The sequence below is a fragment of the Ruthenibacterium sp. genome (assembly GCF_017421385.1).
GTDB lineage: Bacteria > Bacillota > Clostridia > Oscillospirales > Ruminococcaceae > Ruthenibacterium > Ruthenibacterium lactatiformans.
The window spans coordinates 13,932-27,925 of record NZ_JAFOIN010000070.1; the positions used below are offsets into that span (position 1 = coordinate 13,932).

Annotated in this window: 13 protein-coding genes and 1 tRNA gene; 1 reads left to right on the forward strand and 13 read right to left on the reverse strand. The window is 59.4% G+C overall.

What is annotated here, in order from left to right:
• Positions 1-51: 51 nt before the first annotated feature.
• The gene (locus tag IIY41_RS07230) at positions 52-744 is read left to right on the forward strand and encodes a PHP domain-containing protein (RefSeq protein WP_195839736.1); all 693 of its coding nucleotides are present in this window, start codon (positions 52-54) and stop codon (positions 742-744) included.
• A gap of 74 nt (positions 745-818) precedes the next feature.
• Here the strand turns inward: IIY41_RS07230 and IIY41_RS07235 are convergent, their stop codons facing one another.
• The 13 genes from IIY41_RS07235 to IIY41_RS07295 form a co-directional block, all read right to left on the reverse strand.
• The gene (locus IIY41_RS07235; RefSeq protein WP_287400192.1) at positions 819-3,149 is read right to left on the reverse strand and encodes an ATP-dependent Clp protease ATP-binding subunit; all 2,331 of its coding nucleotides are present in this window, start codon (positions 3,147-3,149) and stop codon (positions 819-821) included.
• Positions 3,150-3,180: 31 nt separating this feature from the next.
• Positions 3,181-3,864 carry a CvpA family protein gene (locus IIY41_RS07240; RefSeq protein ID WP_050005898.1) on the reverse strand — a complete coding sequence of 228 codons (684 nt, stop codon included), beginning with the start codon at positions 3,862-3,864 and terminating at the stop codon, positions 3,181-3,183.
• 61 nt (positions 3,865-3,925) lie between these two features.
• Entirely contained in the window at positions 3,926-5,242 is a 1,317-nt protein-coding gene (locus tag IIY41_RS07245; RefSeq protein WP_058722666.1) for a DUF5711 family protein, read from the reverse strand.
• 27 nt (positions 5,243-5,269) lie between these two features.
• Positions 5,270-6,058, reverse strand: coding sequence for a tRNA pseudouridine(38-40) synthase TruA (gene truA, locus IIY41_RS07250; RefSeq protein ID WP_154521343.1), 789 nt, complete (start codon positions 6,056-6,058; stop codon positions 5,270-5,272).
• 36 nt (positions 6,059-6,094) lie between these two features.
• Positions 6,095-6,913, reverse strand: coding sequence for an energy-coupling factor transporter transmembrane component T family protein (locus IIY41_RS07255; RefSeq protein ID WP_050005901.1), 819 nt, complete (start codon positions 6,911-6,913; stop codon positions 6,095-6,097).
• Positions 6,914-7,783: an energy-coupling factor transporter ATPase gene (locus tag IIY41_RS07260; protein ID WP_123158350.1), complete on the reverse strand. Its 870-nt coding sequence runs from the start codon at positions 7,781-7,783 to the stop codon at positions 6,914-6,916.
• Positions 7,768-8,664, reverse strand: a complete 897-nt coding sequence (locus IIY41_RS07265; RefSeq protein ID WP_009325555.1) for an energy-coupling factor transporter ATPase — start codon at positions 8,662-8,664, stop codon at positions 7,768-7,770. The genes IIY41_RS07260 and IIY41_RS07265 overlap by 16 nt, the downstream gene beginning before the upstream one ends.
• Positions 8,665-8,774: 110 nt before the next feature.
• A complete protein-coding gene (locus tag IIY41_RS07270) occupies positions 8,775-9,653 on the reverse strand; it encodes a class I SAM-dependent methyltransferase (protein WP_287400194.1) in 879 nt (292 codons plus the stop codon).
• Between the two features lie 74 nt (positions 9,654-9,727).
• Positions 9,728-11,077: a phosphoglucosamine mutase gene (glmM, locus tag IIY41_RS07275; RefSeq protein ID WP_009325553.1), complete on the reverse strand. Its 1,350-nt coding sequence runs from the start codon at positions 11,075-11,077 to the stop codon at positions 9,728-9,730.
• A 112-nt stretch (positions 11,078-11,189) separates the two neighbouring features.
• Positions 11,190-12,254, reverse strand: a complete 1,065-nt coding sequence (ruvB, locus tag IIY41_RS07280; RefSeq protein ID WP_009325552.1) for a Holliday junction branch migration DNA helicase RuvB — start codon at positions 12,252-12,254, stop codon at positions 11,190-11,192.
• A gap of 3 nt (positions 12,255-12,257) precedes the next feature.
• Entirely contained in the window at positions 12,258-12,866 is a 609-nt protein-coding gene (ruvA, locus tag IIY41_RS07285; RefSeq protein ID WP_009325551.1) for a Holliday junction branch migration protein RuvA, read from the reverse strand.
• Positions 12,867-12,935: 69 nt separating this feature from the next.
• Positions 12,936-13,457, reverse strand: coding sequence for a crossover junction endodeoxyribonuclease RuvC (gene ruvC, locus IIY41_RS07290; RefSeq protein WP_009325550.1), 522 nt, complete (start codon positions 13,455-13,457; stop codon positions 12,936-12,938).
• A gap of 375 nt (positions 13,458-13,832) precedes the next feature.
• A tRNA-Val gene (locus tag IIY41_RS07295) sits at positions 13,833-13,908 on the reverse strand.
• Between the last annotated feature and the right edge of the window lie 86 nt (positions 13,909-13,994).

A 13,994-nucleotide genomic window follows, 5' to 3' on the forward strand; every position in this document is an offset into this window, starting at 1 on the left:
GTATACTGGTTGCCGGGCACAGGCCCACTCTGCGAAAAGGAGCTTTCTGCAATGTTCAAACTGGAAACACACTGCCACACCTCTGAAGTGAGCGGCTGCAGCCGCCTGCCCGCCGTGCAGCTCGTCACACAGCTCAAACGCTCCGGTTACGGCGGCGCCGTTATTACAGACCACTTCCACCATGGCTATTTCGACAGCCTTACAGGAAGCTGGACACAAAAGATCGACTGCTTTCTGTCCGGCTACCGCGCCGCGTGTGAAGCAGGGGCACAGGCCGGCCTGCACATTTACTGCGGGCTTGAGTTTCGCACCACCACAAGCGACAACGACTATCTCCTGTTCGGCGCTACGCCCGAACTGCTTTACAGTACGCCGGAGCTGCACCGGTATACCATCCCGCAGCTGCGCGCCCTGGCGGACCGCGAAGGCCTGCTGCTGGTGCAGGCACACCCGTTTCGCACCGGGCTGACGCGGGAGGACCCCGCCCTGTTGGACGGCGTGGAGGTGTTCAACGGCAACGCCCGTCATGACTCTCACAACGATGACGCGCTCCGCTTCGCCCGCGAAAACGGCCTGTTGTTTTTTTCCGGCTCCGATCATCACGAGACCGAGGACCGTGGACGCGGCGGCATGGTGCTGCCGCGCGAGCCGAAAGATGAAGCAGACCTCGTCCGCCTGCTGCCGTCAGCAGGCCTGCTGCCCGATATCCTTCTGGAATTTTTCCCGGTCAAGCCCGAAAAATAACATCTGAAAAACGGCCCCGCCGCTGGCATTCCAGCAGCAGGGCCGCTTTTTTGCATCATTCTCCGGCGCGGCGCTCAGCAATGCAGTACGATATCCCCGTCCTGCGTATCCACCTCAATGGCCGTCAGCGGCTCGCCGCTGATGATCTTCCCGGCGATGGCATCCTCCACCTCTTTGCGGATGACACGCCGCAGATCGCGGGCGCCGAACTTGCCGCCCTTCGCCTTTTCACACAGCAGGGCAAGCGCGGCTTCTGTCCAGCTCAGACCGATGCCTTTTGCCGCGAGAGGTTCCTTGTACTCGCCAAGCATCAGAGCGGCGATCCGCTTCAGGCTCTCCGGAGAGAGCGGCGCAAAAGTGACGATCTCGTCCACACGGCTCATAAACTCCGGCCGCAGAAATTCGCCCAGCGCCTTGATGGACTTATCCCTGCTCATTTGAGCGATGGTACGGTTGAAGCCTGTTTCTCCGGTCTTGTCGCCGGAGCCTGCATTGCTCGTCATGCAGATGACCGTATTTTCAAAATTGACCGTGCGGCCCTGGGCGTCGTTGATTTTTCCTTCGTCCAGGATCTGAAGCAGCAGGTTCATCACATCCGGATGCGCTTTCTCGATCTCGTCAAACAGCACCACGCTGTATGGCTTGCGGCGCACTTTCTCCGTCAGCTGCCCGGCCTCGTCATAGCCCACATAGCCCGGCGGCGAACCGATCAGGCGGCTGACCGTGTGCTTTTCCATGAATTCCGACATATCCAGACGGATAAGCGGGTCGACCGTATCGAACAGCTGCAGCGCGAGCTGCTTGACAAGCTCTGTTTTGCCCACACCCGTGGGGCCGACGAAGATAAAGCTGGCCGGACGGCGGCGCGCTGAGATGTCTGCGCGGCTGCGTTTGACAGCGTTTGCCACCAGATGCACGGCCTCGGGCTGGCCGATGATGACCCTGTTCAGGTTTTCTTCCAGATGCGCAAGCTTTGTATACTCGGTTTCCTTTACTTTTGCGGCCGGAATCCCCGTCCAAAGCTCAATGACTTTTGCCACATCCTCCATCGTCACCTGGATGCCGTCCACGGCCTCCCGCTGCGCGGGCAGCTCTGCCTCCAGGCGGATGATCTCGGATTTGATCTGCGCCAGCTTCTCGTAGTCCGGCCCCTCCTTGGCCTGTTCCTGCTCAGCCTCCTGCTCTTTCAGGCCCGCAAGGTGCTTTTCGTTTTCCACCCATTCGGTGATTTCCGGGTGGCGCAGGCTGCAGCAGGCACAGGCCTCATCCAACAGGTCGATGGCCTTATCCGGCAGGAAACGGTCGGTGATATAGCGCTCGGACAGCGTGACCGTGCTGCGCACGATGGCTTCACTCACCTTTACATGGTGGTACGCCTCATAATACTGGCGGATGCCCGCGATAACAGCCGTAGCATCGTCGATGGACGGCTCCTCGATCTTCACCGGCTGGAAACGGCGCTCCAGCGCCTGGTCTTTCTCAATGTATTTGCGGTATTCTGCAAACGTCGTCGCGCCGATGACCTGAATCTCCCCCCGGGAGAGCGCAGGCTTAAGGATGTTGGCTGCGTTCATCGCGCCCTCGGAATCCCCCGCCCCGGTGATGTTGTGGATCTCATCAATAAATAAAATAACATTGCCCGCCGCTTTCACTTCGCCAATGAGCCCTTTCACACGGCTTTCAAACTGGCCGCGGAACTGGGTTCCCGCCACCAGGCTTGTCAGGTCCAGCAGATAAATTTCCTTGTCCCGCAGGCGCGCCGGAACGTTCCCCTCTGCGATATGTAGCGCTATGCCCTCGGCGATGGCCGTCCTGCCCACGCCCGCCTCACCGATGAGGCAGGGATTGTTCTTCTGGCGGCGGGAAAGGATCTGGACGGTGCGGTAAATTTCCCTGTCGCGGCCCACGATGCGGTCCAGCTTTCCGTCCCGCGCCTTGCGGGTGAGGTTCTCGCAGTAATTGTCCAGAAACTTGCGTTTCTTGCCGCGGTCGTTCTTGCTCTTTACTTCCTTCTCCGGCGCTTCTTCCGTTTTCCTGCGGCCGCCGAAAATACCGAAGGGGAACGTTGCGTTGCCGCCGGGCGTAAAATCGCCGTCGCCGCCTTCGTCCGTATCGTCGTCCGGCGCTTCATCCCCGTCCGCATCGTCCTGCGGCGCCATCATCCCAAGCTGCTGCATCATGGCGGCGGGGTCCATATCTCCGTTTTCCATCATGCCGGCGAAGCGTTCTTCCATAGCCTCCAGATCCTGATCGGAGATGCCGAACTGTTTCATAATATCGTCCACGGGCTTGATGCCAAGCTCCCGCGCACACGAAAGGCAGTAGCCCTCGCTTTTCGCCTCGCCCGCCTCCAGCTTCTGTACAAAAACAATGGCGGGGCGTTTTTTGCATCTAACACAAAGCATTCAGATTATTTCCTTTCCTGTTCTCCGCATCTTACAGAAACGGATTATACGCGGAGAAAAATGAGTAAAAATAGCTGCCCGAAAGCGACGAATCGTTGACGAACGGCAGATTTCCGTTTGTGATGACCACCACGGCCCACAGCAGGCACAGGATGAGCAGCACGTTGATGAACCCGGCCACCACGCCGATACACACGCCCAGAATGCGGTTCACGCCGCCCAGAAGCGGAATCTTATTGATATTGGTGAGCACAGTGACAAGGAATGCAATGACGACACGGCACAGAACAAATGTGGCAAAAAACACCACTACGGTGATGAGCGGCACCACCAGCGGCGCAATGATCTTTTCCACCACCTGCTGAGCAATATCCGGAGCACCGGAATCCAGCATGCCGGCCGCAGAAGCCGTGATATCGTCGATGAACTTCTGCGGCAGGATGCCCGAAAGGCCGTCCAGAATGACGGACAGGTTCACCCCGCCCTGCTGCTGGATGGTACGGGCCGTCTGTTCGATGAGGCCCGATTTGAAAAAGTTTTCAAACACCGTGGGCGAAAGCTTGCCGGATACCACCCAGGCCAGCGCCAAAGACGCGAGGTTGCCCACAAGGTCCATCAAGCCCGCCACAAAGCCTTTGCGGGCGTAATGGAACACAGACACGACGATCACCGCGATGAGCGCGACGTCGATGATGATTGCCGGTGAGATATTCATAAGTATGTCCTTTCCTGCGGGATGCATTCCCCCGCATATGCTTCGGTTGCGGTAGCCGGCGTCATCCCGCGGACGCCGACGGCGGCGCGGGCGGCTCGAACACGCTCACTTCCCCCTGCTCCAGCAAAAGCAGCTTTCGGCCGTTCACCATCGCCAGCGGCTTTGCCTCCGTCACGGTTGCGCCGTAAAACACGCCGTCCAGGCCATAGCTCAGCACACCGTCATTTGTCAGAACAAACGCACCGGTACGGCTGGCTGCCACGCCGCTTGCGCGCTCGTTCACGTCGGCACTGCCCGCCTCGGACAGGGTCGCGTCCAGAATCGTAAGCTGCGTCAATGCGCCGTGTACGCCGTCGCCAAACAGCAGCACCGCATTCTTGCCCGCGCTGATGGCCGCGCTCTGCAGCGTGCGCCCACCGTAGGAATAGCGGTACAACTCTGTTCCGTCGGCCGTATCGTACACCGCGGCATAAGTATCGTACAGCACCAGCACCTCGGCATTGGTGAGGTACTGGATCTTCACGGGCATGCCCTCGGTATTGCGAATGGTGACATATTCGTCTTTACGTGTATCCATCAGGTACACGGTACCGCCCAGCGCGCCGCCTTCGGCGTAAGGGCACCCCGCTGCGAACTGCCGGTTGTCGCCGGCAAACGCGAGAGCTGTAGGCAGGTCCTGCGTCTGGAAGGTATAGATGTTCTCAAACATCGGGTCATAAACATACAGCTTTGACTTTGTAAAAACCGCCAGCGTGCCGTTGGGGCTCATAGCGCAGAGCTGGATGGCGTCATCAAATTTGTTTTCGAACAGCGTGCGGCTGCGGCTCTCCACCCGCAGCTCCTTGCCAGCGCGGTTGTATACACACACACGTGTGTTGCCCGCCGTAATGGCCGGCCTGCCGTAACCGTGCTGGATGCGCCGCACCTCGTTGCCGCCCGCGGAATAGATGGCCAGGTCCTTATCGCCTACCGCCACGAAGCCGCCTGCCAGCGGCAGCGCATTCTGATACCCGGACAGCGTAAATGAAACGGGATAGCCGGGGCTGGGCGTCAGCGCGATGCCGATGGAGTCCACCGCATCGCCCAGCAGCGCCAGCGACGCGCCGTAAATGCCGGTGAAATAGGCCAGTACCGCAGCCAAAAGCACCGCGCACACCGCAGCCGCGCGGATACGGCGCATGCGCTTGCGCCGCCGGATACGTTCAATACGTGCCGCGCTGCTCCGAGGCGGCAGGGGCTCCGCGCCGGGCACCTGCTCTTGGATGGCGCGCGGCTCGCCCGCATCGGGACGCACCGCACTCCGCGCAGGGGCGCCGGGCCTCTGCGGCGTTGTATTCTCCTGTTCGCGCCCGTCTGGTTCGCGTGGCATCAGTTCCATAAATCGTATACTCTCTTTTGCGTTTCGTTATTCCTGTTTCGCCGTTATTTCCTGCGCGGCCTGTGTATTGCCGGCTTCTTCTTCGGAGTAATTCACCTTGTAAAGGAAAAGCCCCTGCGCCGGAGCGGTATCCCCCGCCAGCGAACGTTTTTTTTCTTCCAGAATATCCCGCACGCGCTCCGGCGGCATGCGCCCCGCGCCCGCTTCCACCAGCGTGCCCACAAAAATGCGCACCATATTGTACAGGTAGCCGTCCGCGCACACATGGAACGTGATATCGTCCCCCTCACGCCGCACATGGGCGAAATACACCGTGCGCACCGTATCGGCGATATCGCTGCCGGAGGACATGAACGACACAAAATCGTGTTTTCCCACAAGGTACTGCGCCGCGCGTTCCATCCTGCCGGCATCCAAAGGCCCTGGGAAACGCCAGCACAACCCGTTCTGAAACGGGTCCGCCACGGCGCTGTTATGAATGCGGTAGATATATTCTTTGCTTTTCGCACTGTAACGGGCGTGGAAATCCTCCGGCACCCGGTGCGCCTCCGTCACTCGTACATCGTCCGGCAAAAAGCGGTTGACGGCAAGCGGAAGCTTGCGCGGCGGAATCGGCTTGGGCTGCGTGTAACTGACACAGTACCCAAGCGCGTGCACACCGGAATCCGTGCGCGAACACCCTTTCACCGGCGGCCGCACGCCGTACAGGCTTTCCAGCGCGTTCTGCAGCACCTCGCACACCGAAAGCGCATTTTTCTGCACCTGGAACCCGTGGTAGCGCGTGCCGGCAAAGCGCAGCGTAATGCAGACGTGCATAAAATTCCTCCCGGACGATTTTAACACAAACCCCTTTTACCCAATGCGTGCAAAAAACAGGTTGCTCATACCAATGGCGACAAACACCAGCACCGCCACAACAGCAATGAGGATGTCGGAACGGTGCATGTGCAGCTGCTTCAGGCGGGTGCGCCCCTCGCCGCCATGATAGCAGCGGCACTCCATGGCCATGGCCAGCTCGTCTGCCCGGCGGAACGCCGAAATAAACAGAGGAATCAACACCGGAATCAACGCCTTTACACGCTGGCGCAGATTGCCGGAATCCAGCTGCGCGCCGCGCGCCTTCTGGGCGTTCATAATCTTGTCCGTCTCTTCGATCAGCGTGGGAATGAACCGCAGAGCAATGGTCATCATCATGGCAAGCTCATGCACCGGCAAGTGCAGCTTTGCCAGCGGATGCAGAAGCTGCTCGATGGCGTCGGTCAGCACAATAGGGCTGGTTGTGTATGTCAGCAGGCTCGTGCCCGCGATCAGACAGATGATGCGCACAGCCATAATGACGGCGTAATAGATACCCTCTTTGTATATTTTCAATATCCACCAGGACACCAGCGGCTCGGATGTTCCCGTCATAAAAAACAGATTCAGCACGGCCGTAAACAGAATGATGGGCAGGATCGGCTTGATGCTTTTTCCCACGATTTTGAGCGGTATCTTCGCCACAAGGTACAAAACAGTGAGGAACACGATGGAAATAACGAGTCCCGCCGGATTCGAACCAACAAACAGCATCACGATATAGGCGATGGTGAGCAGCAGCTTCACGCGGGGGTCCATTGTATGCAGGATGGAATTGCCCGGGAAATGCTGGCCAATGGTGATGTCACGCAGCATTTACATACCCTCCTTTGCTGCCGCACGGGCGGCAAGGATGGTCTTAACAGCGTATTTTACCGTATATACGTCGGTGTCGATGTCCAGCCCCATCTCACGCAGGCGCAAAAATATCTTCGTCACCTCGGGCACCGAAAGGCCCAGCTCCAGCAGCTCCGGCGCGCGGGCAAACACCTTATCTGTGGCGTCGTACAGCGCAATGCGTCCCGCGTTCATCACCAGCACGCGGTCTGCATATTTGGCGATATCCTCCATGGAGTGGCTGACAAGGACGATGGTGGACCCGGTCTGCTTATGGTATTCCCGTATCTGTCCGAGGATCATATCCCGGCCCTCCGGGTCCAGCCCGGCGGCGGGTTCGTCCAACACCAGAAGCCGCGGTTCCATGGCAAGCACACCTGCAATGGCCACACGGCGCTTCTGCCCGCCGGAAAGCTCAAAGGGGCTGCGCTGCAAAAAGCAGCTGTCAATGCCGCAGAACGCGGCCGCACGCTGCACGCGCCGGTCGATCTCCTCCGCAGAAAGCCCCATATTCGCGGGGCCGAAAGCGATGTCCTTATATACCGTTTCTTCAAAAAGCTGATACTCCGGGTACTGGAACACCAGACCTGCCATAAAACGAAAACGGCGGATATCTTTGGGGTCCGCCCACATATCCTCACCGGCAATGTACACCTTGCCGGAGGTAGGCTTGTTGATACCGTTGAAGTGCGTGATGAGCGTGGATTTGCCGCAGCCGGTGGAACCGATGACACCCACGAACTCGCCTTCTTCGATTTCGAAGCTGACGTGATCCAGAGCCACAGTCTCGTCCGGCATGCCCTGGTTATAGATATAGGTGAGGTCTTCCACCTTCACGATTGCGGACATGCGGACACCTCCTCTGCTTTTTCCTGTGCGGCTCCGGGCGCTTTTTTTCCTGTAAGCAGTTCATACAGCGCCGCGGCGCACTCTTCCACATCAATGATGTCATCCGCCATCGGGCAGCCCGCAGCCGTGAGGGCATGGCACAACTCGGCGGCCTGCGGTACATCCAGGTGCAGCGCACGCAGCTCCTCCACATTACGGAACACCTCTTTCGGCGTGCCCTCCATAACCACTCTGCCCGCGCTCATTACCACCACACGGTCGGCTGTGGCGGCCTCTTCCATATAATGCGTAATCTGGACGACGGTGATGCCGTAGTCGTCGTTGAGTCTGTGTACCGTACGCATGACCTTTTCGCGGCCGATGGGGTCCAGCATCGCGGTGGCTTCATCCAGCACAAGGCAATCCGGCCGCATTGCGATCACGCCCGCGATGGCCACGCGCTGCTTCTGCCCGCCGGACAGCTTGTGCGGGCCCTTTTCCCTGTATTTATAGATCCCGGCCATCTGCATGGCCTCGTCCACACGCGCCCGCATTTCCGCAGGGGGGACACCCAGATTTTCCAACGCAAAAGCGACGTCCTCCTCCACTACGGTGGCGACGATCTGGTTATCCGGGTTCTGGAACACCATGCCCACCTTCTGGCGGATGTCGAACAGCTTGTCCTCGTCCGCAGTGGACATATCCTCCACGTATACTGTGCCCGCCTGCGGCAGCAGGATGGCGTTAAAATGCTTGGCCAGCGTGGATTTGCCGCACCCGTTCGCCCCCAACACGGCCACATATTCGCCGCGCTTTACGCGCAGCGAAAGGCCGTCCACAGCGCGGTGCTGATCGTCCGTATAGCTGAATGTGATATTGTCTGCTCTGAGCATTTCTTCCATGCTTTCCCGTCCGTTTCTGATCCTTTGTCCCGCGGCCCTTTGCCGCGCGGCCCCTCTTCTCAAACAACAGCTTTCCCCTGTTTTTCGATACATGTTTTATGCCCGCGGCATTACAGCCCTGCGTTTCGTGCCAGCCACCACGCCGTGGCCCCACAGGGCACCACGCCGCCCGTAGCCGTTACCGGCAGGCCGATCTCGTCGCAGGCTGTGTGCCCTCCCCACCTGGGACATACCCGCGCCCGGAGCATATACTCCATCACACTGGGCGAAAGGCCCGTAGTATAACTGTTTACCGCGACGAACAGCGGCTCGTCGCTCAAAACGCCCGCGCACAGGTCAATGAAATCGTAGATGCTGTCCTCCAGCTTCCACACCTCGCCGCCCGGGCCGCGGCCGTAACTGGGCGGGTCCATAATGATGCCGTCGTACCGCACCCCGCGGCGGATCTCCCGCGCAACAAATTTCGCGCAGTCATCCACAATCCAGCGTACCGGCTTGTCCGCAAGGCCGCTGGCTGCGGCATTCTCCCGCCCCCAGGCCACCATCCCCTTGCTGGCGTCCACATGGCATACACTGGCGCCTGCCGCCGCGCACGCAAGCGTGGCGCCGCCTGTATAGCCGAACAGGTTCAGGACCCGGATGGGCCGCTCCGCCGCCGCGATGAGCCGCGCATAGGCGTCCCAGTTCACAGCCTGCTCCGGAAATACACCCGTATGCTTGAAGCCTGTAGGAGACACCACCATGCAGATATCTCCATAGGTGATCTGCCATTTTTCCGGCATCCTGCGCCGGTATTCCCACTGTCCGCCGCCCGAAGCGGAACGGTGATACACCGCATTCGCGCTTTTCCACAGCGGGCTGCTTTCTCCGGTTTTCCAGATGACCTGAGGGTCAGGCCGCACCAGGATGGTTTCGCCCCAGCGCTCCAGACGATTGCCGTCCGTTGCGTCGATGAGCTCATAATCTTTCCAGTTGTCCGCTGCCCGCATAAAAACCTCCGGTCCAATTCTGCGGCAAGGCCCGGCGCTGCATGCGCCGGGCACGCCCGCCGTTCGTTTTACTGTTAATGAATGCGCTCGTTGATCTTCACTGCAATGCGTTCGGCGCTGGCGGCGATGGCCGCCTCGTCTCTTCCCTCCACCATGATGCGGATGAGCGGCTCTGTTCCCGAGACCCGGACCAACACGCGTCCCAGGCCCATCAGGCTCTGCTGCTGGCTCTCAATGAAGCCCGCAATGTATTCATCCTCTTTATAGCGCGCCTTTTCCTCCGGTGTAGCCTTGATATTGACCATCACCTGCGGGAAACGGGCATATACGTCGTTCAACTCGCTCATCCTGCATTTTTTCTCAGCCATCGTGCGCAGCAGCATGCCCGCCGTCAGTTCGCCGTCTCCGGTGGTGGAATGCGCCAGCAGGATGATGTGTCCGCTTTGCTCACCGCCGATGACATAGCCTTTGTCGCGCATCTCCTCCAGCACATAGCGGTCGCCCACGGCGGTGACAGCTGTTTTCATGCCGTTCTGCTTCATATACTCGATAAAGCCCAGGTTGCTCATTACGGTAACGACCGCCGTATCCTCGGGCAGCTTACCGGTGTCCTTCAGGTCTTTCGCAAGAATGGCGATGATCTTATCGCCGTCGATCTCACGCCCCTTTTCGTCTACAGCCAGGCAGCGGTCTGCGTCGCCGTCAAAGGCCACGCCGCAGTCCAGCCCGTTGTCCACCACGTATTTTGCCAGCTTATCAAGGTGGGTGGAGCCGCAGCCCTCGTTGATATTGCCGCCGTCCGGATCCGTGCCGATGAAGCGGCACGCCGCGCCCAGACGCGGAAACAGCAGCCCGGCTGCTTCACTGGCCGCTCCGTTGGCACAGTCGATGGCGATATTCAGCCCCGTCAGGTCTGCGCCGATCGCCTTTGCCAGATAATCGACATAATCCGACAAAGCCGTGTCCACGCGCCGGACGGTCCCGATGGCTGTACCGGTGCACAGCGTCAGCTCTGCGCCGTTGTTGAACACATGGTGCTCGATCTCTTCTTCCACTTCGTCCGGCAGCTTATAGCCTTCGCCGCCGAACAGCTTGATCCCGTTGAACTCCACCGGATTGTGCGAGGCTGAGATAACAACACCCGCATCCGCGCCGTATTTGCGCACCAGATGCGCCACAGCAGGCGTGGGGATGACGCCCAGCAGCTCCACGTCCGCGCCGACGCTGCAAAGGCCGGCGGCCAGTGCGCTTTCCAGCATATCTCCGGAAATACGGGTGTCCTTGCCGATGATAAAGCGGGGGCGGTGCTGCGTCTTGCCCGCCAGCACAGCCGCCGCCGCGCGGCCGATCTGCATCGCGAGCTCCGGAGTCAGGTCTTTTCCGGCAACGCCGCGCGCGCCGTCGGTTCCGAACAACTTTCCCATTGTGTCATCCTCCTCGTAAATGTTCCCTCTTAGGATAGCGAAAAAATGTGAACAAATCTAGTGTGCTTTTCCCGGCATTGTGCCCAAATCCATTTTCCGCGCAACGCCTGTTTTACAGGTCGTCCAGCGTCTGCTGGCCGCTGGCCTCAGCGGTGCCGGGCGCTTTCATGCCCAGATGCTCATAAGCATACCGCGTCACACATCTGCCGCGGGGGGTTCGCGTCAGATAGCCGAGCTGCATCAGGTACGGTTCGCATACATCCTCCAGCGTCACGGCTTCCTCTCCCAGCGCGGCGGCAATGGTCTCCAAACCAACCGGGCCGCCGCCATACATTTCAATGATGGCCCGCAGCAGGCCCCGGTCCATCTCGTCCAGGCCCGTGTCGTCGATGCCCATACGCTGCAGCGCCTCCCGGGCGATGGATTCGTCGATCACGCCGTCGCCCAGCACAGCGGCAAAATCCCGCGCGCGCTTGAGCAGACGGTTCGCCACGCGCGGCGTGCCGCGGCTGCACTTCGCCATTTCCAGAGCGCCGCCCTCCTCGCAGGGAACATTCAAAATAGAAGCGGAACGGCGGATGATCTTCGCCAGTTCCTGCGGAGAGTAAAGCTCCAGCTTGAGCAGCACGCCGAAGCGGTCGCGCAGCGGGCTGGTAATCTGGCCCGCACGGGTCGTCGCTCCCACCAGCGTAAAGCGCGGCAGGTTGATGCGGATGGATTGTGCGGACGGCCCCTTGCCGATCATAATGTCCAGCGCATAATCCTCCAGCGCGGGATACAGCACCTCCTCCACCTGCCGGGACAGGCGGTGGATCTCGTCGATGAACAGCACATCGCCCTCCTGCAGATTCGTCAAAAGAGCGGCAAGGTCGCCGGGTTTTTCAATGGCCGGGCCGCTTGTGATGCGGATCTGCACACCCATCTCGTGGGCCACGATACACGCAAGGGTCGTTTTGCCGAGGCCTGGTGGGCCGTACAAAAGCAGATGATCCAGCGGTTCGCCGCGCATTTTGGCCGCCTGCAGGTATATCTTCAGGTTTTCCTTTGCTTTGTCCTGGCCGATGTACTCCTCCAACGTTTTCGGGCGCAGGGACGCCTCGCTGTCAAAGTCCTCCGGCTCCGGCTCCGGGCTCACAAGGCGCGGACCGTTGTCGATCTCTACGGTTTCCAGAGCCATGGATTACCTTCCTTTCCCGATGCCCTGCAAAGCAAGGCGGATAAGTTCCTGTACAGGCAAAGACGGGTCCAGCCTGGCAATGGCCTGCGCGGCCTCGCTGCCCGTATAGCCCAGGCCTGTGAGGGCGGCAATGGCCTGCGCCACGCCGCCCGTGGCTGCAGGCGCTGCCGTACCGGAAGCATCGGCCAGGCCAAGCCCCGTGGCCAGCCCCTTACCTACCTTGTCTTTCAGCTCCAGTACGATGCGCTGGCCCAGCTTGGGCCCCACGCCGCTGGCCGCAGTAAACGCCTTGTGGTCTCCCGCGGAGATAGCCAAAACAACTCTGTCCGGGCTGAGTACGCTGAGGATGGCAAGCCCCACCTTCGGCCCCACGCCGGAAACGCCCGTCAAAAGGCGGAACATCGTCTGGCTCTCTTTGTCGGCAAAGCCAAACAGCGACACATCATTCTCGGTGACATTCATACAGGTATACAGTGTACAGGTATCGCCAACAGCGGGCAGCGCGCCCGCCGTAGTGGACGGGATGGCCGCCAGATACCCCACGCCGCCGCAGCTTACCACGGCGTAATCAGGCGCTTTTTCCAGCAGCTTCCCTGTCAGGCAGTAGATCATAATTTCCTCCGGTCTTTTCCACGCGCTCCAAAGCGCATCTTTTATTTGTATGCTTGTATCCAGCTCAAATCAAAAATATCCCATTTGCTGGCGCTTTGTCAGCGCCACGCCATACTGTTTGGAACGGTAGCTGTACGCATGGCAGATGGCCATAGCCAGCGCGTCGGCCGTGTCGTCCGGTTTGGGCACGGCGGGCAGCTTCAAAAGCGTCCTGGTCATTTCCTGCACCTGCTTTTTTGTGGCCTTTCCGTAGCCTGAAACGCTTTGCTTTACCTGCAGCGGCGTATATTCGAACACCGGCACGCCTGCCTGCCGGGCACACAGCAGCAGCACGCCTCTCGCTTCGGCCACGGCGATGACCGTTTTCTGGTTGGTGGTATAAAATAGCGTTTCAATGGCCATTGCGTCAGGCTTGACGGCCGCCAGCAGCTGCGTCATATCATCATAAATTTCAGATAATCGGTCCTCAAAGGTCGTATGCGCCTTTGTGGTGATGGCCCCATACTGAAGCGTGGTAAAAGTGTTTCGGGTATAATCCAGCGCGCCGAAGCCGACGATGGCATATCCCGGGTCGATGCCCAATATCCGCATGGCGCGCCCTCCCATTTCTTGTGCCGCGCCCAACCTGCCGAACGCGGCAAAAACCGCATCCATGCACATTGCCGCGCAAGCAGCAGACTTGGAGTTATTATACCATAAACCCCACACGGATACAACAAAACCCGTACACACCGCACATAGAAAATGAATGCGCTTTGTGCAAAACAACCGTGCCGTCATTTTGTATCCTTGTGCCAAACCGTTTCGGGACGCCCGGCGGAAAGCCGGTAAAGCAACCGCCTTCCGGCCGCAGCTGAGGTCAAAGACATTTCCTTGTGCGGAAACACCTTTATGAAACGCTGTTCTGTTTTCTGCAAAAAGCAAACCCGACGCCGCAATGGCGTCGGGTTTGCTTTGCATTCGATATGGTGGACAGTAAGGGACTCGAACCCCTGACCCCCTGCACGTCAAGCAGGTGCTCTACCAGCTGAGCTAACTGTCCGTAATTTCTGCGGCTTTGTTATTATAGCAAATCGTTTCCTGGATTGCAACCTCTTTTTTCGATTTTTACAAAAAATATTTGCCTGC